At 72.3% G+C, this 25711-nt stretch carries 20 protein-coding genes; 10 read left to right on the forward strand and 10 right to left on the reverse strand.

The window, feature by feature from the left end:
• Positions 1-26: 26 nt before the first annotated feature.
• Together D1350_RS05085 and D1350_RS05090 are read right to left on the reverse strand one after the other, a co-directional pair.
• On the reverse strand, positions 27-1577 hold the full coding sequence (locus D1350_RS05085; RefSeq protein WP_125774504.1) for a hypothetical protein: 1551 nt from the start codon (positions 1575-1577) through the stop codon (positions 27-29).
• Complete coding sequence (locus D1350_RS05090; RefSeq protein ID WP_125774506.1) at positions 1574-4390, reverse strand: glycosyltransferase family protein; 2817 nt, start codon at positions 4388-4390, stop codon at positions 1574-1576. The genes D1350_RS05085 and D1350_RS05090 overlap by 4 nt, the downstream gene beginning before the upstream one ends.
• 187 nt (positions 4391-4577) lie before the next feature.
• Between D1350_RS05090 and D1350_RS05095 the strand changes: the two genes are divergently transcribed.
• Both D1350_RS05095 and D1350_RS05100 read left to right on the forward strand, forming a co-directional pair.
• Positions 4578-5531, forward strand: coding sequence for an ABC transporter permease (locus D1350_RS05095; protein WP_125774508.1), 954 nt, complete (start codon positions 4578-4580; stop codon positions 5529-5531).
• Entirely contained in the window at positions 5531-6721 is a 1191-nt protein-coding gene (locus tag D1350_RS05100) for an ABC transporter ATP-binding protein (RefSeq protein WP_125774510.1), read from the forward strand. The genes D1350_RS05095 and D1350_RS05100 overlap by 1 nt, the downstream gene beginning before the upstream one ends.
• Positions 6722-6810: 89 nt before the next feature.
• Here D1350_RS05100 and D1350_RS05105 read toward each other — a convergent pair whose 3' ends face one another.
• Positions 6811-8364, reverse strand: coding sequence for a glycosyltransferase family 2 protein (locus tag D1350_RS05105; protein WP_125774512.1), 1554 nt, complete (start codon positions 8362-8364; stop codon positions 6811-6813).
• 11 nt (positions 8365-8375) lie between these two features.
• On the reverse strand, positions 8376-9368 hold the full coding sequence (locus D1350_RS05110) for a class I SAM-dependent methyltransferase (RefSeq protein WP_125774514.1): 993 nt from the start codon (positions 9366-9368) through the stop codon (positions 8376-8378).
• A 146-nt stretch (positions 9369-9514) separates the two neighbouring features.
• Here D1350_RS05110 and rfbB point away from each other — a divergent pair, with 146 nt between their 5' ends.
• The 3 genes from rfbB to D1350_RS05125 all read left to right on the forward strand — a co-directional run bounded on the left by rfbB (position 9515) and on the right by D1350_RS05125 (position 13548).
• Positions 9515-10510, forward strand: a complete 996-nt coding sequence (gene rfbB, locus D1350_RS05115; RefSeq protein WP_125774516.1) for a dTDP-glucose 4,6-dehydratase — start codon at positions 9515-9517, stop codon at positions 10508-10510.
• Positions 10511-10615: 105 nt separating this feature from the next.
• The gene (locus tag D1350_RS05120; protein WP_240643887.1) at positions 10616-11923 is read left to right on the forward strand and encodes an LCP family protein; all 1308 of its coding nucleotides are present in this window, start codon (positions 10616-10618) and stop codon (positions 11921-11923) included.
• A gap of 5 nt (positions 11924-11928) precedes the next feature.
• Entirely contained in the window at positions 11929-13548 is a 1620-nt protein-coding gene (locus tag D1350_RS05125; RefSeq protein WP_125774518.1) for an LCP family protein, read from the forward strand.
• A gap of 76 nt (positions 13549-13624) precedes the next feature.
• Here D1350_RS05125 and purE read toward each other — a convergent pair whose 3' ends face one another.
• Genes purE through D1350_RS05150 form a run of 5 tightly spaced genes read right to left on the reverse strand, consistent with a single transcriptional unit; the run spans position 13625 to position 18044 of the window.
• Complete coding sequence (gene purE / locus D1350_RS05130; protein WP_125774836.1) at positions 13625-14107, reverse strand: 5-(carboxyamino)imidazole ribonucleotide mutase; 483 nt, start codon at positions 14105-14107, stop codon at positions 13625-13627.
• A gap of 20 nt (positions 14108-14127) precedes the next feature.
• Positions 14128-15339, reverse strand: a complete 1212-nt coding sequence (locus D1350_RS05135; protein WP_125774520.1) for a 5-(carboxyamino)imidazole ribonucleotide synthase — start codon at positions 15337-15339, stop codon at positions 14128-14130.
• Between the two features lie 25 nt (positions 15340-15364).
• Positions 15365-15940, reverse strand: coding sequence for a dTDP-4-dehydrorhamnose 3,5-epimerase family protein (locus D1350_RS05140; protein WP_206074423.1), 576 nt, complete (start codon positions 15938-15940; stop codon positions 15365-15367).
• A gap of 54 nt (positions 15941-15994) precedes the next feature.
• Complete coding sequence (locus D1350_RS05145) at positions 15995-17356, reverse strand: ATP-binding protein (protein ID WP_125774522.1); 1362 nt, start codon at positions 17354-17356, stop codon at positions 15995-15997.
• Positions 17357-17360: 4 nt separating this feature from the next.
• Complete coding sequence (locus tag D1350_RS05150; protein WP_125774524.1) at positions 17361-18044, reverse strand: response regulator transcription factor; 684 nt, start codon at positions 18042-18044, stop codon at positions 17361-17363.
• Positions 18045-18193: 149 nt separating this feature from the next.
• Between D1350_RS05150 and D1350_RS05155 the strand changes: the two genes are divergently transcribed.
• The 4 genes from D1350_RS05155 (at position 18194) to D1350_RS05170 (ending at position 23987) form a co-directional block, all read left to right on the forward strand.
• Positions 18194-19630, forward strand: coding sequence for a sensor histidine kinase (locus D1350_RS05155; RefSeq protein ID WP_125774527.1), 1437 nt, complete (start codon positions 18194-18196; stop codon positions 19628-19630).
• Entirely contained in the window at positions 19627-20352 is a 726-nt protein-coding gene (locus tag D1350_RS05160) for a response regulator (protein WP_125774529.1), read from the forward strand. The genes D1350_RS05155 and D1350_RS05160 overlap by 4 nt, the downstream gene beginning before the upstream one ends.
• Positions 20353-20574: 222 nt before the next feature.
• Positions 20575-21342, forward strand: a complete 768-nt coding sequence (locus D1350_RS05165) for an ABC transporter ATP-binding protein (protein WP_125774840.1) — start codon at positions 20575-20577, stop codon at positions 21340-21342.
• Positions 21342-23987, forward strand: a complete 2646-nt coding sequence (locus tag D1350_RS05170) for an ABC transporter permease (protein ID WP_125774531.1) — start codon at positions 21342-21344, stop codon at positions 23985-23987. The genes D1350_RS05165 and D1350_RS05170 overlap by 1 nt, the downstream gene beginning before the upstream one ends.
• 84 nt (positions 23988-24071) lie before the next feature.
• Here D1350_RS05170 and D1350_RS05175 read toward each other — a convergent pair whose 3' ends face one another.
• On the reverse strand, positions 24072-24710 hold the full coding sequence (locus D1350_RS05175) for an ATP-binding cassette domain-containing protein (protein WP_125774533.1): 639 nt from the start codon (positions 24708-24710) through the stop codon (positions 24072-24074).
• A 230-nt stretch (positions 24711-24940) separates the two neighbouring features.
• Here D1350_RS05175 and D1350_RS05180 point away from each other — a divergent pair, with 230 nt between their 5' ends.
• The gene (locus tag D1350_RS05180; RefSeq protein ID WP_125774535.1) at positions 24941-25636 is read left to right on the forward strand and encodes a response regulator transcription factor; all 696 of its coding nucleotides are present in this window, start codon (positions 24941-24943) and stop codon (positions 25634-25636) included.
• Positions 25637-25711: the final 75 nt, after the last annotated feature.

Genomic DNA, 25711 nt, shown 5'->3' on the forward strand with positions numbered 1-25711 from the left:
GCAGTGCCCCCATCGTAGTGAGTGCGCTAAGGGGAGCTGGGGTTGAGCCTCGGGTCACGGACGAGGTCGTCCTCGAGGACCACCACCCGTGCGACGTGCGCGAGGCGCTCGTGGACCTCGACCAGAGCGGGACGGTGCGCCCACCAGTCCGGCGTGGACTGGGTGAGGAAGGCGATCGCTCCGCCGCCCTGGCTGGCAGCGACCGTCAGGAGGAGCACGAGAAGCCCTTTCCAGAGGGTGGCTCCCCCGAGGGCTCGGGAGACGGCGATCGTCGCGGCCCCCACGAGCACGGGGAACACCGCCAGGACGTAGCGGCCGTGCACGCCGACCGGCTGGCCGAGCGTTCGGTAGTCGACCAGGTTCACGACGAAGAGAGCGACACCGAACGCCAGCGAGCCACCCAGGAGCATCAGGGGCCCGTTCTCGCGGCCCAGGAGCGGCAGGAGCAGGACGAGGACCGCGACGAGCGTGAAGGCGCCACCCAGGACGACGACGCCGGCGACCTCCGGACCGGCGGACGTGAGGGCGACGTTGCCGGGCCCGACGACACCGATGGCGTTCCAGAGCCAGATCATCCTGGGCAGCCACACCGACGAGAAGAACGTCACGACGAGGCTGGGCGTCACCGCCAGGTCCGGGAACGACGCGTCGAGCCGGAGGTTCCGCCCCCACGGCAGCCACTGCGAGCACGTGGCGACGTCGTGGACCTGACCGCAGTCGGGCAGCGGCGTGCCGTACACGACGAGGTTCACCCCGAACCGTTCGACGAGCAGCGCGACCCCCACCACGGCGCCCAGGACGAGGAGCGCCCACCGGAAGCGGGCGGCCCGGGTCGCCGGCCGGGGCATGCTGACCCCGCTCCGGCCGAGCCTGCGCAGCAGCAGGGCCTGTCGCACCAGGACCGCCGCCATCACGAACGCCGCGTACGGCAGGACGGAGAACTTGGTGACGCCCACCAGACCGAGGGCGAGGAGCAGGGTGGCCCATCGGCCCAGGTCGACGGTGGGCGACTGGTAGACCCGGAGCGCCGCCAGGGTGAACCACGCCGTGGTGAGGAAGAGCAGGACGTCGTTGGTGACCGTGCCCCCGAGGAAGACCAGCGTCGGCGCGGCGCTGACCGCTGCGACGGCGACGTTGGCCGAGGCGGCACCGGCTCCCATCGCACGGATCACCCGCTGCCACACCACGAGCGCCAGGGCGACGACCACCACCGACACGAGGCGGACGAGCGTGATGCGGTCGTCGCGGTCCCAGTGGTCGAACCATCGCCAGGGGAAGCTCGCCAGGTAGTGGTACAGGTACGACGGATAGCGCTCGATGTCTCCGACGCCGTGGTCGTCCGCGTCCTGCGTCGCGAACGGCAACAGCTCGTCGGAGAACGCCGTCGCGGCGTAGAGGTGGTAGGTCTCGTCGTAGATCGACGGTCGCGCGAGCAGGGCGATCCACGCGGCCTGAGCCGCGTAGAGCGCCACCACCACCGCCAGGAACGTCCGGCTGCCCACGGCCGAGCGCACGGCGTCGCCCACCCGGTCCCACCTGCGCGCCGGGGCGGCCACCCCTGCCGTGCCGCCGGTCACGGTGTCTCGGCCGTCCTCGGCGACGAGCCGGCCGCTCGCCCACGCCGGCGCTCCTGTGCTACGGCGAGCGCCGCCCCGCCGGCGAGCAGGACCAGTCCCGCTGCTGACACCCACAGGCCCTCGCGCAGCAAGGGGGTGCGGTACTCGAGCTCCACCACGTGCTCGCCCTCCGGGACGAAGACGGCGCCCGCGACGTGCTCCGCGGCCACCAGGGGGACCGGCTCGCCGTCGAGCGAGGCCGTCCAGCCCTCGCGCCGGAAGGAGTCCGCCACGACGACCCACCCGTCGCCCTGGGCGTCGACCTCTGCGGTCACGTGGTCGAGGTCCGTCACGACCTCGGTCACGGTGGCACCCGAGGACCCGTCGAGGCCCTGCAGGTCCTCGGTGTCCTCGAGGACGACAGCGTCGTGGGGCGTCGCCGGGTCGGTCAGCGCGCGGACCCGGTCCTCCACGTCCTCCACTGCGAGCTCGGAACCCGCCCACCGGACCCGGGGCAGCGCCGTGGTGCGCTCGTACACGGTCGCGTCACCGGTGTGGGCGACACGGAGCCCGTCGTCCGCGGGCCGGACGGTGCCGTAGGCGAGGGTCCCGTCGGAGAGGGTCTGGACGGACCCGCCCGAGGGTGCCCCAGAGATCTCGAGCTCGACGGTCCACGGTGTCTCGGCCGCGAGGTCGTCGGCGGCGAGCGCGACGAACCGCCCTCCCGCGAGGGAGGACGCCGTCGTCGACGTCTCGGCGAGAGGCTCGCCGTCCGTCCCGCGAAGGCGCACGGTGAGGGTCAGGCCCTCGGGTCCCGTCGAACCCACCGCCTCCGGGAACGTCACCAGGACGCCGCGGGCAGGGCCCGAGCCCTCCGCGGTGAGCGTCCGGCCCACCGGCAGGGCGGTGGCCTCCCCGGCCGGCCCCGGCTCCATCCGGCCGACCAGCCCGTCGGCCGGGCCCGCGACGACGTACCGGACGGCCAGCCGGTCCAGGAGCGGGTTGGTGAGCGAGTGCGCGACGTTGGCGGGGTGGAGGATGGAGTAGGTGGGAGTGAGCAGGGCCATGTCGTCCACCGCCAGCAGCGCCTCGCGCCACTCCGACGTCATGAACACGTGCCCGCCCAGCGACCGCTGCTGGTACATCGTGCTCGTGCCGGGCAGCATCACCTGTCCCAGGGTGGCGTACCGGTCACCGCCGAGGTTCTCGTCGAGGAACTCGTGCGTCGGGGTGGACGCGTAGAAGAGGTCGGCGTCGGGCGTGGGCCACCACGAGCGGGCGAGGGACGCGGCGGGCCCCACGACGAGCGCGACGAGGCCGATCCCCGCGACGACGGACACCCATCGACGGCGCACGAACCAGGCGAGCAGCACGAGGGACACCGCCGCGATCGTCACCACGAACGCGCCCCGCACCTGCATCGCCGCGTGCACGTGGTCCGGCGCCCGCCGGGCGACAGAGACCACGAGGGCGGTCACCCCTGCGGCGAGCGCCAGCGCACCGAGCAGCCGGACGACGACGACCAGCCGCTCGCGGACGTCCGAGCCCGCTCCGAGGACGCCGTCGACCGGACGGCGGGCGTCGAGGACGGCGGCCAGCCCGAACGCGGCGACGAGGGCCGCGAAGAAGCCCACGAGCACGCGGACGCGGGCCACCGGGTTGTTCGAGAAGACGGGCAGGTGCTGGAAGAGCCCGAGGACGGGCCCGCCCACATAGACGAGGACGACCGTGAGTGCCAGCCCGCCGAGGAGGAACGGGACGACGGAGGGGGCGGGCCGCTGCCGTCCACGGACCGCGAGCGCCGCGCCGACAAGCACCACCGCGGCCATGCCGACGTACGAGAGCCGCTCGACGGGGCTCGCGGCGCCCCAGAACGCGGGGCTGTTCGCCGTGCCGAGGAGGTCGGGCACGAAGGCCGTCACCAGGGCGTCGAGCGCGAGGTGGGACGAGGTTCCCTGCTGCCGCACGTCGAAGTCGATGACCGTCATGGCGTTGTAGGCGAACGGGACGATCTGCCAGCCGGCCAGGACGAAGCCGAACAGGACGCCTGCGAACGCGACGACGCCGGCCCGGAGCGTCGCGAGGACGCTCCTGTGCACGACGGCCGCCCGCACCACCACATAGGCGGCGCCCGCGTACAGGCCGTAGGCGGTCACCGCGGGGAACCCGCCGAGCAGCATGGACCCCACCACGAGGCCGACCGCGCCGGCGTCCCACCACCTCGGCCGGACCGCCGCCCGGTCCAGGACCCAGAACAACAGCGGGATCAAGGCGGCGACGCGGGTCTGGGGCCAGTTGGTCCACGAGATCATGAAGCCGGACGCCGAGTAGACCGCCGTGGCGAGCGCCCAGGCGGCGGGCGGCAGCCCGTAGCGGCGGAGGAGCAGCGACATCCCCGCGGCGATCGCCACGATCTCCAGGAGCTTCACCGCTCCCGGCGCGTACTCGTGCGGGAAGATCCACCACGGCAGGGACAGCGGCGAGTACACCCCGGAGTTCGGCATGCCGCCGAGCTCCGACCCCCCGCTCTGGTACGGGTTCCACTCCGCCAGGTAGCCCTCGCGGGCGCCGTCGACGATGAGCACCGACTGCGGTACCACCGAGTCGACGGTGTCTCCCACGAACGGCACGTGCGACCCGCCGGGCCCCAGAGCCGAGCTCCACGGGGCCGTGGTGAGCATCAGGTCGACGCCCAGGAACGTCGTCCTCCCCGCCAGGGGGCTGCCGAGCGTCACGACGACGAAGAGGACCACCAGCGCCCAGGAGCAGACAGTCAGGCTCGTCGCCGCCCGGCCACCGGTCCAGCGACCGGGTGGCGTGCTCGCTGGTGACACTTGTGCTCCTCATGCTTTTTTGGGGGGGTCCGGCCCAAGACTAATCGAGGCCGCATCAACGCTCACCGCGCACCGGGCTGCGTACCCCCCGCTGTCACGGCACATGCCCCGGATTCGATACAGTTGCCCGGCCCGATGAACGGTTCTCATACCGCTCGGCATGGGCAGAGTGGAGACCTTGAAAGAAATGTCGTCAGTCGTCACCGACCGCTCCGCCGCGATCGCGAGCGAACCCCTGCGCCCTGCCGGGCCTCGCCGCGGGTTCGCCACCGGCACCGTCTCGTCCATCCGCGACCTGGTCGCGCAGCGTGAGCTGCTCGGCATGCTCGTGCGTCGCGAGCTGAAGGCCCGGTACAAGGACAGCGCGGCGGGCTTCCTCTGGAGCCTCGGCCGCCCGCTCGCGATGCTCCTCATCTACTACTTGGCGCTCGGTCAGTTCCTCGGTGCCGCGCGGAGCGTCGTGGACTTCGCGATCTTCATCTACGCCGGTCTCACCGCGTGGGGCTTCTACTCGGAGGCCATCCTCGCCGGGACGGGGTCCGTCGTGGCGAACGCCGGCCTGGTGAAGAAGATCTACCTGCCGCGCGAGATCTTCCCCCTCAGTGCCGTGGGGTCGGCTCTCTTCAACTTCGGCGTCCAGCTCGTCGTCCTCGTCCTTGCGACGATCGTCGTGGGCAAGTTCCCCGTGGGCGACGACTGGGTGTACTTCCCCCTCGCTCTCGCGGTGCTGGTCGTCTTCGCGACCGCGATGTCCCTGATCCTGAGCGCGGTCAACGTGTACCTGCGCGACGTGCAGTACCTGGTGGACATCTTCATCATGGTCTTCTTCTGGCTCTCGCCGATCGTCTACCTGTGGAGCTTCGTGCGGGACGCGCTGCTCGACACGACGATGAGCCCGGCGACGCAGGAGCTCGTCATGAACATCTACCTGTCGAACCCGATCACGCTTGCGGTGATCGGCTTCCAGGAGACGTTCTGGGCCGCGGGCGACGGCGTGCACCCGGAGACGAAGGTCCCCTACGCGCACGTGCCGGACCTGGCTCTGCGGCTCGGCATCGCGCTCGCCGTCGGGATCCTCCTGCTGTGGGTGGCGCAGCGCATCTTCACCCGCCTGCAGGCCAACTTCGCTCAGGAGCTGTGATGACCACCGTCGTCGAGATCGAGAACCTCTCGAAGAGGTTCGTCATCCGCAAGGAGAAGTCGCTCAAGGAGCGCGTCGTCAACTTCGGCCGGTCCCAGAAGTTCAAGGAAGACTTCTGGGCCCTGAGGGACGTCGACGTCGCGATCGAGGCCGGCACGACCGTCGGCCTGATCGGGCCCAACGGCTCCGGCAAGAGCACCCTGCTCAAGATGATCGGCGGCATCCTGCAGCCCGACCAGGGGTCGGTCAGGATCCGCGGTCGCCTGGCCGCCCTCCTGGAGCTCGGTGCAGGGTTCCACCCTGACCTGACCGGCCGTGAGAACGTCTATCTCAACGCCTCGATCCTGGGCATCTCGCGCGAGCAGACCGACAAGTACTTCGACGCGATCGTGGAGTTCTCCGGGATCGAGAAGTTCATCGACACCCAGGTGAAGTTCTACTCGTCGGGCATGTACGTGCGGCTCGCGTTCGCGGTCGCCGTGCACGTCGACCCGGACATCCTCCTGGTCGACGAGGTCCTGGCCGTCGGCGACGAGCCGTTCCAGCGCAAGTGCCTCGAGCGCATCCGCCAGTTCCAGGCGGAGGGCCGCACGATCGTCCTCGTGACCCACAGCCTCGAGCAGGTCGCGGAGTTCTGCGACCGCGCCATCGTCCTGGAGCACGGCAGGGTCATCGAGGACGGCAGCCCTCGAGACGCGCTGCGCGCTCTGAGGGCCGACTTCGAGGAGACCCGGGTCGCCGAGCAGGAGCGCAAGGCGGCAGCGTCCGGGGTCGAGCAGCCCGTCGCCCGCTTCGCGGGCATCTCGCTCCGCTCGGAGTCGGGCCAGACGAGCGAGATCACCCTGAGCCCGGGTGAGGGCCTCCACGTCGCCATGGAGATCACCTCCGACCGGCTGCTCGAAGGAGCGGTGATCGAGATCGGCGTCACCACGTCGATGGGTACGACGCTCTACATGACGAGCACCACGATGCTCGACCGTGAGCTGGGGCCCCTCAAGGACGTGACCCGCTGCGCCTTCTACCTGCACAGCCTTCACCTCGGACCTGACGAGTACGCGGTCCGGGCGACGCTGCGCGACGGCGCCGGCACGGAGCTCCACCACGTCCCGGTCGCGGCCACCTTCTCGGTCTCCGGCGACGGGCAGTCGCTGGGCCCGGTCCGGACCCCGGCGGACTTCGTCATCAACTGACGTCCTCACGGGCGGAGCACCGACGGGAGAGGCCGGGCAGCGGACGCTGCCCGGCCTCTCCCGCGCTGTCACCCGAGCACGGGGGTCTCTCAGACCGCCCGCTCGTTCGGCATGTACCGGTCCACGTCCTCGGACGCCCACCGGCCCTTGAGGTGCAGGTGCTCCCAGGCGTGGACCACCGCCTCACGCGTCTTGGACTCGAAGTGGTAGGCCCGCGCCCCGGCGAGCCACAGGAGGCGCAGCCCGCGCGACGCGACCTTCAGCGACAGGTCGACGTCGTTGAAGTTCGCCGGCAGCGCCTCGCACAGACCACCGACCTCGTCGAACGTGCGGCGCTGCATCGCCAGGCAGGCGCCGGTCAGGGCCGTCACCTCACGGTTCAGCAGGAGTGCGCTCGCCGTCCCGTACGACTCGTCGGGCTCGCCGTAGTACACGTGACCGGGGTCGCCGCGCCGGTAGACGACGCCGGCGTGCTGGAGCGTGTTGTCCGTGAAGAGCAGCCGGGCGCCGGTCATCCCGACCCCCGGCTCGTAGAGCGGCGCGACGAGCATCTGGACGAAGCCCGGCGTGACGATCTCGATGTCGTCGTTCAGGAGCATGACGATGCCGCCGTGCGAGGCGAGGACGCCGATGTTGCACTTCTCGCTGTAGTTGAACGGCTTGTCGTACGGCACGAGGACGAGGCGCTCCCCGGCCAGCTCTCGCAGCTGGTCCAGGACCTGCGGAGGTGTGGGTGCGTCGTGCACCACGACGATCTCGAGGTCGACGGGTCCCGCCTGCTCGATCAGGCTCCGCACCGCCTCGACCACGAACGTGCGGCGCTCACCCCAGATGATGCCGTCGCTGCCGCGGGTCGGGATGACCACGCTGACCATGCCTCCGGGCACGGCCCTGCGGTCCAGCCGGTAGGTGCCGGGCACGGGGCCCAGCTCGACGTCGGCCGGAATGCCCACCCGGTCGACGTGCGACTGGACAGCTCTGCGTCCCGCCTCCCAGGTGTAGGGCTTGGCGTTCTCGTCGCCGGCGGTCGAGCCCTCGACGACCCGCCAGTGGTAGAGCACCTCGGGGACGTGCACGACGCGCCTGGCCCGCTCTGTCACGCGGAGCACCAGGTCGTGGTCCTGCGAGCCCTCGAAGCCCTCCCGGAACCCACCGACCTCCCGGACCAGGGAGGTCCGCAGCACCGACAGGTGGCTCGTGTACATCTGTCCCCGCAGCCGCTCGGGCGACCAGTCGGGCTTGTCGAACTCGTCGTAGAACGTGCCGTCGGCGGCGACCTTGTCCTCGTCGGAGTACAGGTAGTCGGCGTCGGGATGCTTCTCGATCGCCGACGCCATCGCCGCCAGGGCGTCCTCGGTGAGGAGGTCGTCGTGGTCGAGGAGGGCGAGGAACTCGCCCTGTGCCTCGGCGATGCCGTCGTTCGACGCCGCCACGATGTGCCCGTTCACGTTCCGCTCCACCACGCGGATCCGGGCGTCCGAGGCGGCCGCGTCCCGCAGCACCCGCAGCACGGCCGGGTCGGGCGAGGCGTCGTCGACCAGGATCCACTCCCAGTCGGTGAAGGTCTGTGCCTGTACCGAGGCGATGGTGTCTGCCAGGACGTCGACCGGCGGGTCGTAGACGGGGGTGATGACTGAGAACATGGTCACCGTCGTCAGCCCCTGTTCCGCTTGACGACGTTGAGCGGGGTGAGCACCAGCCGGCCCGCACGCCACGTGGCGGACCGGTACACGGCCTGCCGGTCCTCGGCTGCCAGAGCGAGCTGGGCGTGCACCTCGTTCGCCTCGCTGCGAGCCTTCTCGAGGTCCTTCTCGAGACGCGCGATCTGCGACTCGAGCCCGATGATGTTGTCCCGTGACACGAGCGCCCTGTGCGCCTCCTCCGCCGCCGCGTGCGCGCGGTGGGCGTAGATGTCGTCGAACCGGCACTCCTCCGCGGGGACGGCGGGCTGGACCTCGGGCGGCGGACCGTCCGGCTTCCCCCGGGAGGCGCGCACCACGTACTGGTAGTCGAGCGCGCGCGGCTGGTGGCGCACCCAGTCGACGACCCCGTCCGGGAGGTCCTCGGCCGACACGGCGACCTCGGTGCCCAGGGGGTCGAGCGACGTGCTCCACGCCTCCCGGACGACGAGGCCGACGGAGGCCAGCATGTCGACGAGCCCCTCGTACGTGAAGAAGCGGATGTGGGTGTTGTCGAGGAGACCCGTCGGCGTGTAGTTCCACCGCCCCTGCATGAGCGCGAGCCGGAGGGAGCCATGCGCGACGTTCGGCACCGAGATGATGATCTCGCCGTCGTCGGTGAGGATCTCCAGGGCCGAGGTCAGGACCGCGGCGGGGTCGCTCAGGTGCTCGAGGATGTCGCCGAACACGATCCGCTCGAAGGTCGAGCCGGCGAAGGCGTCCGCCAGCGCGACCTCCTCGAGGTTCCCGATCACGAGCTTGTCCAGCTTCGGGCGTGCGATCTCCGCGGCCTCGGCGTCGAGCTCGATGCCGCTGACCTTGCAGCCCTGGACGTTGAGGGCGTCGGCAAGGTAGCCGCTGGCACAGCCGACGTCGAGGACGGTCCGGCCCTCACCCACGAACTCGGCCTCGAGCGTCTGGCTCGAGTTCCGGTTGGACATGTCGACCGCAGTTTCGTACAAGCTCACTTCCGGGGCTCCTCACGATGTGCGCCGGCGTGTACCGGCGTGCGTGCAGGCACAGGTTACCGCCAGGCCGCCGTCGGCCGTACGACCGCCCCTGGGAGGCTCGGCTAGGCTTTCCACGCTCGACACCCCACCAGGAGGACCCCTCAATGCGTCTGCTCGTCACCGGCGGTGCCGGTTTCATCGGTTCGAACTTCGTCCACCAGACGGTCCGCGACCGCCCGGACGTCCAGGTGACGGTGCTCGACGCGCTCACGTACGCCGGTGACCGCACCTCGCTGGCGCCGGTCGCCGACAAGGTGACGCTCGTCGAGGGATCGGTCACCGACGCTCCCCTGGTGGACGAGCTCGTGGCCGCGTCCGACCTCGTGGTCCACTTCGCCGCCGAGTCCCACAACGACAACTCCCTGAACGACCCGTCGCCGTTCGTGCAGACGAACCTGGTGGGCACGTTCACGCTGCTGGAGGCCGTGCGCAAGCACGGCGTGCGGTACCACCACATCTCGACGGACGAGGTGTACGGAGACCTGCCGCTGGACACCCCCGAACGGTTCACGGCGGAGACCCCGTACAACCCGTCGAGCCCGTACTCCTCGACGAAGGCCGGTTCGGACCTGCTCGTGCGCGCCTGGGCGCGGTCGTTCGGCATCGAGGCCACCATCTCGAACTGCTCGAACAACTACGGCCCGTACCAGCACATCGAGAAGTTCATCCCGCGCCAGGTCACCAACCTGATCGACGGGATCCGGCCCCGGCTGTACGGGGCCGGGCTCAACGTGCGGGACTGGATCCACGTCGAGGACCACAACAGCGCGGTGTGGGCCATCATCGACAAGGGTCGCTCGGGGGAGACGTACCTGATCGGTGCGGACGGCGAGAAGAACAACCTCGAGGTGGTGCGCACGCTGCTGGAGATCTTCGGCCGCGACGCCGAGGACTTCGACCACGTCGCCGACCGCCCGGGCCACGACCTGCGGTACGCGATCGACGCGACCAAGCTCCGCGAGGAGCTCGGCTGGACGCCGCTGTACACCGACTTCCGCTCCGGGCTCGAGGCGACCGTGGACTGGTACCGCGCGAACGAGGACTGGTGGCGGCCCGCCAAGGCCGCCACCGAGGCCAAGTACGCCGCCGCCGGCCAGTAGGACGCACCGGCGAGCCGGTGCGACGACCGGTCTCCACGAACCCTCTACGGTCTGAGCCCTGCCGCGCCGCCGCCCCTCGACGAGGTCGACCTATAGTCGGGAAGCGTGACGCAAAGATTTCCCCTCGCCGAGCCCGGCGGGACCCCTGGGACCGGGGGCCCGACCGGGCTCGGCGGGCTGTCGGGACCGGCGTCACCGCTCGGTCCGGCACACGCCCGCCTGACGACGGCACGGTCGACGGGCCGGATGGTCGGCCTGGTCGCCACCGGCGTCCTCGCGCTCGGCCTCGCCGCCTTCGCGACGATCGCCGCCACGCTGGGCGGGAACATCGAGGGCGTCGACTCCGACGCCCTGATGGGTGGCGACCGGCCCGAGGCGATCGTCCCCGAGGACCCGGACGCGGGGCGGCCCCTCAACATCGTCGTGCTCGGCTCCGACGCGCGGACCGGTGCGAGCGGAGACCTCGTCGCCGACGGCGAGGCGGGCGCCCGCTCGGACACCACCATGGTGCTCCACCTGTCCGGCGACAGGACCCGCGTCGAGGTCGTCTCCGTCCCGAGGGACTCCACCGTCGACGTGCCTGCCTGCAGCACCACCAACGGCAAGACCACCCGCGAGCTCCGCGGGGTCAAGTTCAACTCGGCGTTCTCCCAGGGATACGTTGCCGGAGGCGACGTCGCCTCGGGCGCGGTCTGCACCACGACCACGCTGGAGCAGCTGAGCGGGGTCCGGATGGACGGGTTCGTCGTCGTCGACTTCGCCGGGTTCGCCGGGATGGTCCAAGCACTCGGCGGAGTGGAGGTCTGCGTGCCGGAGGAGGTGCGGTCGCCCAAGGCCAACAACCTGCACCTGCAGCCGGGGATCCAGGTGCTCGACGGCCCGACAGCGCTGAGCTATGCCCGCGCGCGCACCGGCGAGGGGCTCGGCAACGGGTCCGACCTCGGCCGCATCGGACGGCAGCAGGAGCTCGTGGCCGCGATGGCACGCGGCGTGCTCAGCAAGGACCTGCTCACCGACACCCCCGCGCTCCTGAAGTTCCTCGACGCGGTCACGAGCTCGCTGACCATGAGCTCCGACCTGGCGTCGCTCGACAAACTCGCCGGGCTGGCCTACAGCCTGCGTGGTGTGTCGCCTGGCAACATCACGTTCATGACCGTCCCGCATGCCACGGACCCGGCGAACTCCGCCAACGTGGTGTGGACCGACGAGGCCGAGCTCGTCTGGGACAACATGGCGAACGACCGCCCCCTCAGCACTCCGGAGGAGGGCGCGAGCACCAGCCCGAGCGCCTCCCCGGAGGCGACCGAGGGCGCCATCGAGGCCGGGACGAGCCCGGCCCCCAGCCCTTCGCCCACCGTGAAGGACGCCGGCGAAGAAGCCTTCACCGGCGCCGACACCACGTCTGTCTGTTGAGAGAGATGCCCGAGCCCACGAACGACGCCAGGAGCGTCTCCCGGACCCCGCCGAGCTTCACGCCGCAGGAGGTGAGCGGCCGGCCCGGCGTCGACGACGCCATCCCCGTGGGACACGCCGGCGACGCCGCCCGCCTGCCGCGGCGCAGCGCCGGGCAGGACGCCCGTGGCGCCGTCGACACCCCAGGGACGGGCAGCCCCGTGATCGCCGCCACCAGCGGACCGGGCGCTCGGCGCATCGGACGTCCCGACGACGGCCGGGCGTCCGACTCCCGGATCACGCGACAATCCTCACGAGAGGTGCCGGTGACAGGCCAGCGCAAGACCCCTCCCCCCGCACAGCCCCCGCGGAGCGTCCCGCCGCGGGGCTCGCAGCCGCCGCAGTCGATCCCGCCGCCGCGCGGTCGCGGCGTCCCGCCGCGGGTGCCGTCAACGCCGCCGGGCCCGGCAGCACAGGGCCGGACACCGGAAGGCCCCCCGCCCAGCTTCGCGCCCGGCCGGTCCACGCCGGTCCGGCAGGGCCCGCCTGGCGCGTCGGCGCCTCGCCCGGGCGGCGCCCGCCCCGCGCCCGCCCGGTCCGGCGGGAAGGCAGCCGTCGCGGGCTACCGCGCGGCTCCGCCCGCCTCAGCCGCCACGCGCCCCGACGCGCGCCTGGCGGCCGCGCCGTCCGGCGGCTACCGGGTACGCAAGCGCCGGGTGGCGGGGCTCGTCGCCGTGCTGGTCCTGGTCGCCCTCATCGCCTGGCCGGTCGGTCTCCTGATCTGGGCGAACGGCAAGATCCAGCACGTCGAGGCCCTCTCGGGGGCCGAGGGCACGCCGGGCACCACATACCTTCTGGCGGGCTCCGACGCGCGCGGCAGCGGCGGCATCGAGGACGAGACCTCCGGGGCCCGTACCGACACGATCATGCTGCTCCACAAGCCCTCGTCCGGGCCGACAGCGCTCATCAGCCTGCCCCGGGACACGTATGCGGAGGTCCCCGGCTACGGCGGCAGCAAGCTCAACGCCGCGTACGCCTACGGGGGCGCACCCCTCCTGGTCCAGACGGTCGAAGGGCTCTCGGGCCTCACCGTCGACCACTACGTCGAGGTGGGCTTCGGCGGCATCCAGGGCGTGGTCGACGCCGTCGGCGGCGTCAACCTGTGCCTCGACTACGCCGTCCCCCTCGACCCGAACAGCGGCCTGATGTGGCCCGTGGCCGGCTGCCGGGACGTCGACGGCGCCACCGCCATCGCGTTCTCCCGGATGCGCTACTCCGACCCCAAGGGCGACGTGGGCCGCGCGGAGCGTCAGCGGCAGCTCATCGGCAAGCTCGGCGACAAGATCGCCGACCCCGCGATCCTCATCAACCCTGTCCGCCAGGTGCAGCTGGCCGACGCCGGTCTCGGCGCCATCGTGACCGACGAGAAGTCGGGCGTGCTCGACCTCGGCGGCCTCGCCCTGGCGTTCCGGGCGGCGAGCGGCCCCGAGGGCATCACGGGCACGCCGCCGATCTCGAGCATGGACTACCGCCCCGGCAACGTGGGCTCCACGGTCCAGCTCAACCCGGAGACCGTGGGCCAGTTCTGGGTCGACGTGCGGGACGGCAACCTCGCACCTGGCCAGGTGGGCGGCGTCCCCCAGTGACGGGGCGGTAGCGCCAGGCACGGACGACGACGGGCAGCCTTCCCGAGGAAGGCTGCCCGTCGTCTCTCGTCGCGGGTCAGGAACGGGTCGCGCGCAGCGCGGCGCCCTTCGCGCGCGCCATGTCGCTCAGGCCCGCCTGGAACTCCACCATGCGGGTGCGCAGGTCGGCAGCGGCCTCGCCCTCGCCTGCCGCGAGGATCCGCGCCGCCAGGAGGCCCGCGTTGCGCGCCCCGCCGATCGACACGGTCGCGACGGGCACCCCGGCGGGCATCTGCACGATCGACAGGAGCGAGTCCATCCCGTCGAGGTGCTTGAGCGGCACGGGGACCCCGATCACCGGGAGCGGCGTCACCGCGGCCAGCATGCCGGGCAGGTGGGCGGCGCCCCCGGCGCCGGCCACGATCACCCGCAGCCCTCGGTCGGCCGCCGACCGGCCGTACTCGATCATCTCGACGGGCATGCGGTGCGCGGACACGACGTCCACCTCCACGGGAACACCGAACTCCTCCAGCGCCTCGGCGGCGCCCTGCATGACCGGCCAGTCGGAGTCCGACCCCATCACGATGCCCACCAGCGGGTTCACGCCACGACCTCCTCGTACTCGTTCGTGCCCTGCAGCAGCGCCGCGGCCGCGACAGCACGCCGGCGGACCTCCTCGAGGTCTGTGCCGCTCACGTTCACGTGGCCCAGCTTGCGGCCGGGACGCACGACCTTGCCGTACAGATTGACCCGCGCGTCCGGGAAGGCGGCAAGCACCGCCGGGAGCGCGTCGGTCAGGTCACCGTGCGTGGAGCCGAGCACGTTGGCCATCACCGTCCAGGGCGCCACCGGGTCGGTGGAACCGAGAGGGAGGTCCAGGACGGCGCGCAGGTGCTGCTCGAACTGGCTCGTCACCGCACCGTCGATGGTCCAGTGACCGCTGTTGTGGGGGCGCATCGCGAGCTCGTTGACGAGCACCTCGGGCTCGCCGCCGGGCCCGGGCACCTCGAACATCTCGACGGCGAGGACGCCTGTGACGCCGAGGCCCTCGGCGATCGACACCGCGATCTCGCGGGTTCGGGCGGCCAGCCCCGGTGCCAGACCGGGCGCGGGCGCCACCACCTCCGAGCAGACCCCGTCACGCTGGACGGACTCGACCACCGGCCACGTCCGCACCTCGCCGGACGGACGACGCGCCACCAGGACGGCGAGCTCGCGGGTGAACGGGACCTTCTCCTCGGCGAGCAGCTCGGGCCCGCCGGCCGCCGCGGCGACGAGCCAGTCGTCGGCGTCCTCCGGAGCGGAGACCACACGCACGCCCTTGCCGTCGTAGCCGCCACGAGCGGTCTTGACGACGGCGTCGCCGCCCACCCGGGCGAGAAACTCGCCCAGGGCGGCCCGGGCGTCGTCGGCCCCCGCACGAGGTAGCGCCGTCCAGCGTGGGCACGGTGCGCCCAGCTCGGTGAGCCTGCGCCGCATCACGATCTTGTCCTGGGCGTAGATCAGGGCGTCCGGCCCCGGCCGGACGGGCGTGCCGTGCGCGACGAGGTCGATCAGCAGGCCGTTCGGGACGTGCTCGTGCTCGAACGTGAGGACGGTGGCGGGCTCCCGCCCGTCGGCCGGGGAGATGAGGTCGCGGACCGCCGCCTCGTCGGACGCGGCGCCCACCGGGGCGTCGGTCACGACCTGGGCGGCGGACGAACCGGCCTCCTCGACGAGGACGCGCAGGCGGACGCCGAGCTCTCCCGCCGGGGGAGCCATCATGCGTGCGAGCTGTCCGCCGCCGACGACGGCGACCACTGGTGGTTTCACGCTGGTCAAGAGTACCGGCAGCGCCCTAGGCGAGGGTCGTGGAGACGTCGCTGAAGCGCGGGGCACCGGCGTCCTTGGCCGAGACCTGGGCCGGGTCCGACGGGTCGATCGCCACCGGCCACTCGATCCCCAGGCCCTCGTCGAGCGGGGTGAAGGCGGTGCCGGCCATGCCGGGCACCCACTCCTGGTCGAAGCAGTAGAGGTACTGCGACCCGCCCTCACTCACGCTCTGGAAGCCGTTGCACACGCCCGCAGGCACCAGCACCTGGGTCCCCGGCTCGAGGTCGACCGTCACGACCGCGCCGTAGGTGGCCGACCCGGGGCGGGCGTCGAGGTACACGCCGAACGCCCGGCCGCTGACGATCGCGACGAGCTTGGTCATCGCCTCGCCGTGCAGGCCGCGCACCGCGCCGTACCGGGTCTCCGTGGCGTTGATCTGCTGCCACGGCCCGACGCCCGCCAGCGTGGCCGCGTAGGACGACGCCCGGAAGAGCTCGCGGACGGTTCCCCGGTCGTCGCTCACCTGCTTCATGGTGAGGACGACGAGCCCGTCGATCGCGGTGGTGGTGGTGTCCATGTCGATGATCTGAGGAGCGCTCACGCCCGGATCATCTCACAGCGACGTCCGCCGGCGGCGTCCCCGTACAGCCGTCGACTACCTCCAGGAGAAGCGCCGGCGCTTGATGCCCGGCGTCGAGAACGTCGACCCGACGGGCAGGACCACGTGCGGGTCGTACGACTTCGGGATGCCCGCGAGGAAGACCGAGAACACCGCGGGGTTGCGCTGGGAGAGCTCGAGGCGGCCGCCGTCGGCCGTGACCAGGTCGCGCGCGAGCGCGAGCCCCAGACCCGTACCGGCCCCGGACGTGACACCCCGCTCGAAGATCTGGCCGGCGAGCTCCTCGGTGACGCCCGGGCCCTCGTCCGCGACCTCGACCGCCACCGCTCCCGTGTTCCCGGAGAGCCGGGCGCGCAGCGTGGTGGTGCCGTCGCCGTACTTGAGCGAGTTCTCGATGAGGGTCGACAGCACCTGGGCGAGGGCACCCGGGGTCGCGAGGACCTGAAGGTCCTCGGGCACCTCGACTGCCAGGTGGCGGCCCTCCTTCTCGAAGGTGGGGCGCCACTCCTCCTCCTGCTGACGGAGCACGACCGAGAGGTCGACGGTCTCCGTGGTGCCGCCCTGCGCCTTCCGCGAGCGGGCCAGGAGGTCGTCCACGACGCCCACGAGGCGTTCCACCTGCTCCAGCGAGATCCGGGCCTCCTCCTGCACCTCCGGCTCGGTCGACAGGAGCGTGATCTCCTCGAGCCGCATCGTCAGCGCGGTCAGAGGGGTGCGGAGCTGGTGCGAGGCGTCGGAGGTGAACTGCCGCTCGACGGCGAGACGGCTGGCGAGCCGGTCGGCGCTGCGGGCGAGCTCGGCGGCGACGAGGTCGATCTCCTCGACGTTCGTGGGCTCGAACTGCGGCCGCACCTGGCCGGAACCGAGCAGCTCGGCCGACGCCGCGAGGTACACGAAGGGCGCGGCCAGGCGGTTCGCCAGCCAGGACGCCATGATGTAGCCCGCCGCGATCGCCGCGGCGCAGGCCAGCGCGACGAGGACGACCGCGTACGACGCCTTCACGTACGCGGGCCAGGCCGGAGCCTGGACGATGACGTAGAGTCGCCCTTCCTCGCTGTTGGCGGCTTCCTCGATGTTCGGTTCAGCCGGCGGCTCGCCCGTCTGGTACACGTTGCCGTCGGGCATCGTGACCTGGATGTACGCCGTGAGGTCGGAGTCCTGGCCGGCGGCCCTGGCCTCCAGGTACTCCGAGACCTGGGCGACCGTCGCCGGGTCCTCCTCGGCAAGCTGCTCGGACCGGTTCTCGAACCACACCGCAACGTCCACCGCCCGGGTGTGGACGCGCTCTTCCTCGATGGCGTAGACGTACTTGGCCCCGAAGACCGCCAGGGGGAGCCCGAGGAGGAGGACCGCCACGTAGACCGCTGTCAGTGTGGCGGTCCTCACCCGCTCACGCATGCGACTAGCTCGCCCCGATCTCGAACCGGAAGCCGAGGCCGCGCACGGTCGAGACGTAGCGCGGTGCGTTGGCGTCGTCGCCGAGCTTGCGGCGGAGCCACGACACGTGCATGTCGAGAGTCTTGGTGGAACCCACCGGGTCCGAGCCCCAGACGTCGCGCATCAGGGTGTCGCGGACCACGACCGAGCCGGCGTTGGCGACCAGCACGCGCAGGAGGTCGAACTCCTTGGTGGTGAGGTGCAGCTCGCGATCGCCCTGGAACGCGCGGTGCGCCGCCACGTCGACACGGACGTCCTGGGCGTGCAGCTCCTCCTCCTCGCCGGTCTCGCCGTGCGAGCGGCGCAGCAGCGCGCGGACCCGGGCAAGGAGCTCGGCGAGTCGGAACGGCTTGGTGACGTAGTCGTCAGCACCGGCGTCGAGACCCACGACCAGATCGACCTCGTCGGCGCGCGCGGTGAGCACGAGCACCGGGACGGTCAGGCCGCTGGCCCGGATCTCGCGCGCGACGTCGAGCCCGTCCATGTCGGGCAGACCGAGGTCCAGGACGACGATGTCCGCCCCGCTCGCGTTCTCGATCGCACCTTTGCCGGTTCCTTGCACGACGACGTCGTAACCCTCGCGGGTGAGCGCTCGTGCCAACGGCTCGGCAATGGCCGGGTCGTCCTCGGCTAGGAGTACGTGAGTCATTCCCCCATGCTAGGGCATTCCGCACCCCGTGGCGTCACCGCGACGCGTGTCGGGTTCGCCCTTCCCGAATCCTTTCGGGTGGTTGTGCTACGAGAAGTGCTACCACGGGATGACGCACCGACGCAATGGTCGCGCCTAATGTGACCCGCATGGGCTGGTACGAGCGCCTCGCGCGATGGTCGGAGAAGAACCGCTTCCTCATGGACCTCGGCGGCGCCCTCGCCCTCGCGCTGGTCGTCGTGGGGCCCGTCACGGGGCTCAGCCTGTACGGCACCGACAGAGACGGCGGGACCGTCGGCCCGCTCCTCTGGGCGGCCGCGGTCATCGCTCCGCTGCCGTGGGCCCGGATACGCCCGGTGGCCGCGACCGTCGCCGTGTACGCGGCGGCGCTGGGCCACATGCTGACCGGCTACCCCCTCGTCGGCCCGGCGGACCTGCTCGCGGTGCCGTACTCCTTGTACACGCTCACGGTGTACGGGCCGCGCTGGGCCTACCGGACGGGCGTGCTGTCCGCGATGGCCGGGTCGGTGGCGGTCGGCCTCTCCTTGTGGTGGTGGAGTGGGGAGACCGTCCTGTCGTCCGTGCCGGTGATGATCTTCTCCGCGCTCGTGTTCCTCGCCGTCTTCGCCTTCGCCCTCGTGCGGCGCGGCCGCCGGACGATGCTCGTCGCCATGCAGGAGCGCGCCGTCCGCCTCGAGATCGAACGGGACCAGCAGGCGCAGATCGCCACGGCCGCCGAGCGGGCGCGGATCGCCCGCGAGATGCACGACATCGTCGCCCACTCTCTCTCCGTCGTCATCGCGCAGGCGGACGGCGGGCGCTACGCCGCCGCGAACGACCCGGAGGCGGCCACCCGCGCCCTCGGCACCATCGCCGAGACGGGCCGGGCGGCCCTGACCGAGATGCGGCGCCTCCTGGGCGTGCTCCGCGAGGACGCGCCGGGCTCGGGCACGTCCGGATCCCTGCCTGCGGTGCCCGACGACGGAGGCTCGGCCCCTGCCGTGAGGTCGGCCCGGTCGCTCCTGGGCCTGGAGCGGGTGCTGTCGGCGGCCTGGACGGCAGCACCCGGGCCGACGTCGGACTCCCCTGCCGTGCCGGAGCCTGCCGCGAGCGCCGTGCCGGCGCCGCTCACGCCGCAGCCGGACGTGACGGAGATCGAGCAGCTCGTGGACCAGATCAGGGAGAGCGGCGTGCGCGTCTCCTTCGTCCGCATCGGTGCGGAACGACACCTGCCGCCCGGCATCGGGCTCACCCTCTACCGCGTGTGCCAGGAGGCGCTCACGAACGTGCTCAAGCACGCCGGACCGGGACCGCGCGTGAGCGTCCTGCTCCGGTTCGGCGAGCGGGAGGTGGAGCTGGGCGTCGACGACGACGGGCGAGGCCTGGCCGCGGAGAGCAACGCCACGGACGCGGGATACGGTCTGACGGGGATGCGGGAGCGGGCCGCCCTGTTCGGCGGGTCGCTCACCGCGGGCCCGCGGCCCGGCGGTGGGTTCCGCGTGCGGCTCACGGTCCCGGTGCCTCCGCCGACGGCGGCCCCCGCGCCGTCCGCCCCGACCAGCCCGCTGACCACCGAGGAGCCATGAACCCCGCAGCCCCGCACCCCGAGCCCGCCGGCGGCCCCGTCAGGGTCGCCCTCGTGGACGACCAGCCGCTCGTCCGGGCCGGCCTCCGGATGGTGATCGACTCACAGCCGGACCTCTCGGTGGTCCTGGAGGCCGGCGACGGCCTGCAGGCCCTGCGGCTCCTCGCGGACCACCCGGTCGACGTCGTCCTCATGGACGTGCGCATGCCGCACCTCGACGGCCTCGCCACCACCGCGCGGCTGCTCGGCGGGCCCGGCGCCGTGCCGCCCGACGGCGCGCCCCGCGTCGTCGTGCTGACCACGTTCGACCTCGACGAGTACGTCCTCGACGCCATCCGGGCGGGCGCGAGCGGCTTCCTGCTGAAGGACGCCCAGCCGGAGGAGCTGCTCGCCGCCATCCGGACGGTGCACCAGGGGGACGCGGTGATCGCGCCGTCGTCGACCCGGCGGCTCCTCGAGCACCTCGTCACCGCGCTGCCCGCCGACGACCCCGCCCGCTCCGACGCCGAGGCGGCCCTGGCCGGGCTCACCGACCGGGAGCGGGAGGTCCTCGTGCTGATGGCCCGCGGCCGGTCCAACACCGAGATCGCCGCCGACCTCTACGTCGCCGAGGCCACCGTGAAGACGCACGTGGGACGCATCCTGGCAAAGCTGGGGGCCCGCGACCGCGTGCAGGCGGTCGTCACCGCGTACGAGACGGGCCTGGTCCGCCCGGGGTCCTGACAGGGTCGACCCCCGAGCCGTCGGGGTCACCCGTACGACCTGAGGATGACCTGGGAGCGGGCAAGGACCATCCCGGCGTCCGATGCCCCCGCGCGGGCGTGTCCGTAGCGTCGGTGGTGCACCCGGGCAGCCGGCCTCCGGACGCCCGGGTGCACCACCGACCATCGAACACCTCCGACTGGAGAACCCGTGGACACCACCGTGTACGTACCCCTCGACGGCATGGGGGCCGGCTCGCCCGCCGTGCGAGCACGCAGCCTGACCAAGACCTACGGCAAGGGCGAGGCCGAGGTGCACGCGCTGGCCGGTGTCGACGTGGACTTCGCGGAGGGCAGGTTCACCGCGATCATGGGCCCGTCCGGGTCGGGCAAGTCCACGCTCATGCACCTGCTGGCCGGCCTGGACTCCGCCACGAGCGGCCAGGCGTTCCTCGGGACCACCGACATCACGCGCCTCGGCGACCGCGACCTGACGGCGCTCCGCCGGGACCGGGTCGGCTTCGTCTTCCAGCAGTTCAACCTGCTGCCGATGTTCACGGCCGAGCAGAACATCACGCTGCCCGTCGAGCTGGCCGGCGGCACGGTCGACCAGGCCTGGTTCGCGACGCTGGTGGAGACGCTGGGGCTGCGCGACCGGCTGAGCCACCGCCCGGGCGAGCTCTCCGGCGGTCAGCAGCAGCGGGTCGCCATCGCCCGGGCCCTGATCGCGCAGCCCGACGTCGTGTTCGCCGACGAGCCCACGGGCAACCTGGACTCGCGGTCGGGCGCCGAGGTGCTGTCCTTCCTGCGCCGCTCGGTGCGGGAGCTGGGCCGCACCATCATCATGGTCACGCACGACCCGGCCGCCGCCGCGTACGCCGACCGGGTGGTGCTCATCGCCGACGGCAAGATCGCCGGCGACATCACCGACCCCACGCCCGAGGCAGCCCTCGCGGGCCTCGACGCCCTGCGCACGCTCGAGCCGTCCGTCGCCGTGGGGGGCGACGCCTGATGCCCGGCACCCGCTTCCCCACCGCCCGCCTCACGCTCGGCCAGATGCGCCGCAGCGCGGGACGCCTCACCGCGGCCGGCGTGGCCATCGCGATCGGCACCGCGTTCGTCACCGTGACGCTGCTCGCGGGCGACCTCATCAACCGCACCGCCCGAGACATGATCGCCGCCGAGTACGCCACCGCGGACCTCGTCCTCTCCGTGGACGACCCCGAGGGCCTCACCCGCTACGACGACGCCGCCGTGACGGCGATCGCCGACCTGGACGGGGTGGCCGCGGTACAGCCCCTCGCCGCCTTCTGGGGCGACCTGCGCCACGCCGGCAAGGGCTCGTACCAGGTGTTCGTCCCCGCCCCCTCGCACGAGAGCCTGAGCCCCCTGGAGCTGACCGAGGGCACCTGGCCCGCCCGGAGCGGTCAGATCGCCATCCCGCCGTCGGTGGTCGAGCGGCTCGGTGTCGGCGTCGGCGACACGGTCACCCTGCAGCGCTCGGTCTACCCGGACGAGGCCGAGACGGCCCAGGGCGGCACCGGCGAGGGCAGCGTCGAGGGTGAGGCCGAGATGGTCGAGCCCGTCGCGCAGACCGACGAGCTGGAGATCACCGGCGTCACCTCCGACCCGTACGGCGCGTTCACCGGGACCGGTGGCGCGGTCGCAGCGACCGCCGGCGACGTGGCCGCGTGGACCGCCGAGGAGGGCGCGGACGTGTCCTACGAGGAGGTCCTGGTCGCCCTCGACGAACCACTGACCGGGACGGAGGTCCCCGCCGACCTGCGGGACGCGCTCGCCGGGGCCGCCGCCGCGACGGGCATGGCCGCCGACCACGTCGCGGTCGAGACGACCGAGGCGCGCGCCGCCGCGAAGACCATCGAGCAGACCGGTGGGCAGGACCTGGTGTTCATGGTCTTCGTGCTGACGTTCGCCGCCGTCGCGCTCCTCGTCGCGGGGCTCGTCATCACGAACACGTTCCAGGTCCTCGTCGCCCAGCGCACCGGCACCCTCGCCCTCCTGCGCTGCATCGGCGCGGGCACCGGCCAGCTCTACCGCAGCGTGCTGCTCGAGGCCGCGATCCTCGGCGCTCTGGCCTCCTTGGCCGGCGTGGCCGTCGGTGCCGTCCTCACCCAGGTGGCGCTCCTGGTCGCGCCGTCGTTCGACCTCGGCATCCCGCTGCCGTCGGCGATCTCCCTGACCGCGACGGCCGTCGTGCTGCCGCTGCTGGTGGGCATCGCGGTGACGGTCCTCGCCGCCCTCTCCCCGGCCCGCGCCGCGACCCGGGTCGCACCGCTCGCCGCGCTGCGGCCTGCGGACGCCCCCACCCTGCGGGGACGTGCCGGGCGCCTGCGTGCGGTCCTCACGACGCTCGCCACGGTGGGTGGCTTCGGCCTGCTCGGCCTCGGCGCGGCGCTGGGGCTGGCCGAGCGGCCCGACGTCGGCCTGCTCGCGGGCGTCGCCGGCGGCGCGATCTCGTTCGTCGGCGTGGTGCTGGGTTCGGTGCTGTGGCTCCCCAAGGTCACCGCAGCGATGGGCCGGCTCGTGAACCGCTCGGGCCCGTCGGCCCGGCTCGCCGTCGCGAACACCCTGCGGAACCCGCGTCGTACCGCGGCGACGTCCACGGCGCTGCTGATCGGCGTCACGCTCGTCACGATGATGTCGACCGGCGCCGCGGGCGCGCGGCAGTCCGCCGACACGATGATCGACTCCGAGTTCGCGACGGACATCATCGTGGCGCCCGGATCCGACGAGACGATCGACGAGGTGCGGTCGGCTGTCGCCGACGTCGAGGGCCTCGCGGCCAGTACCGCGATCGCCGGCTCCTTCGTGACGCTGGGCGACGTCTCCGACCTCAGCGTGAACGCTGTCGAGCCCGACGCGCTCCCCGGCGTGATCAACACTCCGGAGGAGGCCGCAAAGCTCACCACCGGCACCATCCTCCTCACCGAGGGGGCGGCCACGTCCCTGCGGGTCGCGGACGGCGGCACGATCACTGCCACGGGCCCCGACGGCACGCTCGACCTCACGGTGGCCGTCACGACGGCGGGCCCGCTCAACCGGATCATCACGACGACGGACCTCGCGGTACTGGACGCGGACGCCGTACCGCACGCGGTGTGGGCACGGCTCGCCACCGGCGCGGACGCGACCACCGTCCTCTCCGACGTCCAGGACGCGACCGGCGCCGTGGACGACGGCGCGATGGTGATAGGTCCCGCCGCACAGGCCGCGCAGTTCCGGCAGGTGGTGGACGTGATCCTCGGCATCGTCGTGGGCCTGCTGGCGGTGGCCGTGGTCATCGCCGTGATCGGCGTGACCAACACGCTGTCGCTCTCCGTGATCGAGCGGACCCGCGAGTCCGCGACGCTCCGCGCGATCGGACTGAGCAAGGGCCAGCTCCGCCGCATGCTCGCCGTCGAGGGCACCCTCATCGCGGGCGTCGGCGCCGGGGTCGGCATCCTGCTCGGCGTGCTCTACGGGTGGGCAGGCTCGGTCACGGCCCTGTCGCTCATGGGCGACGTGCAGCTCGTCGTGCCGTGGACCGACCTGGCAGTCGTGGTCGGCATCTCCCTGGTGGCGGGTCTGGTCGCCTCGGTGCTCCCTGCCCGCGCCGCCGCGCGGACCTCACCGGTCGCGGCCCTCGCGGTGGAATAACCCCACCCTGTCCGACGGCGGTGCTCACCTCTCGTACGGGAGGTGAGCACCGCCGTCGTCGTACCGGGTCTGAGCCGGGGCGCGTCAGGCCTTGCCGACCCGCAGCACGTCCGTGCACGCGTCGACGACGTGCTGGGAGTGGGTGGCGATGAGCACGGCGGCACCGTCGTCGGCGATGGACCGCAGGGAGCTGAGCACCATGTCGGCGTTGGCCTCGTCGAGGGCACCGGTCGGCTCGTCGGCGAGCACGACCGGCGGCGCCTTCACGAGCAGACGGGCCAGGGCCACGCGCTGCTGCTCGCCACCGGACATGCGGAACACCGGCTCCTTGCCCCGGCCACCGAGCCCGACGCGCTCCAGCGCCTCCTCGGCCGGGATGCCGGGGGCGCCCTTGCGCCCTGGAGCCAGGGCGATGTCCAGGTTGAAGCGAACCGTCGCGTTCTCGACGAGCGCGTAGTTCTGGAAGAGGTAGCCCAGCGTGTCCCGGCGGAACCGGCGGGCGGTGCCGCCCCCGAACGTGGTGATGTCGCGCCCGTCCACCTCGATGGCCCCGGACGTGACGTCCTCCAGCAGCCCCACGCAGTTCAGCAGCGTGGACTTTCCTGAGCCGGACGGGCCCGTGAGGGCCACCATCTGCCCGGGCGCGACCTTGAACGACAAGCCGTCGAACAGCGTGCGGTCACCGAAGGCCTTGGTGACGTCGATCCCCGTGATGCTGGACATATCAGACTGCTTCCTCCGAGCGGGCACGACCGCCAGTATGCGTGGTCGATCCGCCGGACGTCCGGGTACCGCGCACGCCGCGCCGTGAACCACCTTCGCAGGATCCTGTCGAGCGCGGTACCCGGGTGACACGGGGTTCGGCGCGCGGGATTCTCCCGCCACAATCATGTCCGTTTTGTTACGGTCCCCAGGGGGCCGGTGGGCAACTGCCGGCAAAGACAGGGGACATCATGACTGCACTCATCGCGACGGACGTCGTGCTCACGGTCAAGCGTGCCGCAGGGGGAGAGGAACCGGACGCCGGGGACACAGTGAACGTGCCGGCGGGGCGTCCGGTGCGGTTCAGCGGCTGCGTGGCGCGGTGCTGCCCCAGGCCCGACCTGCTCGTCCGGGGTGGTGCCGGGACGGTCTACGCCGACGAGGACGGCGCCTGGTACCTCACGAACACGAGCAGCGCGGTCACGCTGCGCGTGTGGAACCTCGACGACCCCCACGACCAGGTCCGCGTCCTTCCGGGCGGCACGCTGTCGCCGCCGTTCGACCTCGCCGCGGTGGCCGGCGCCACGGGGCACATCCTCACGGTCTTCGGCCCGGAACCTACCGGCACCCCGCCGGGATGGTGCGTGTCCGACGTCCCCGTGGCCTGGGGCATCGATCCCACGAGCCGACGGTACGAGGTGATGGTCGCGCTCGTCGCACCGCGCATGCAGGGCGACGTCTGCGCACCCCTGCCCACAGCCCGGGAGATCGGCGAGCAGCTCGGGATGTCGCACCGCACGGTCCAGGAGCACCTCTCCGCCCTCGTCAGGACGCTGGAGATCCCGACCACCAAGGTGCGGCGTCCGGGCTGGGTGCAGGAGGCACTGGTCACCTACGCGCTGAACCACCCGTACGTTCCTCCGGCGGGCGAACGTCTGCCCTGGTGATGTTCCGCCGGGCGGAGGCCGACCCGGAGCCTGTGGGTAGCGGTCCTGTGCACAGCCGCCGGGCCTGCCCGGGCG

This window comes from Antribacter gilvus (assembly GCF_003946865.1).
Taxonomy (GTDB): Bacteria; Actinomycetota; Actinomycetes; order Actinomycetales; family Cellulomonadaceae; genus Antribacter; species Antribacter gilvus.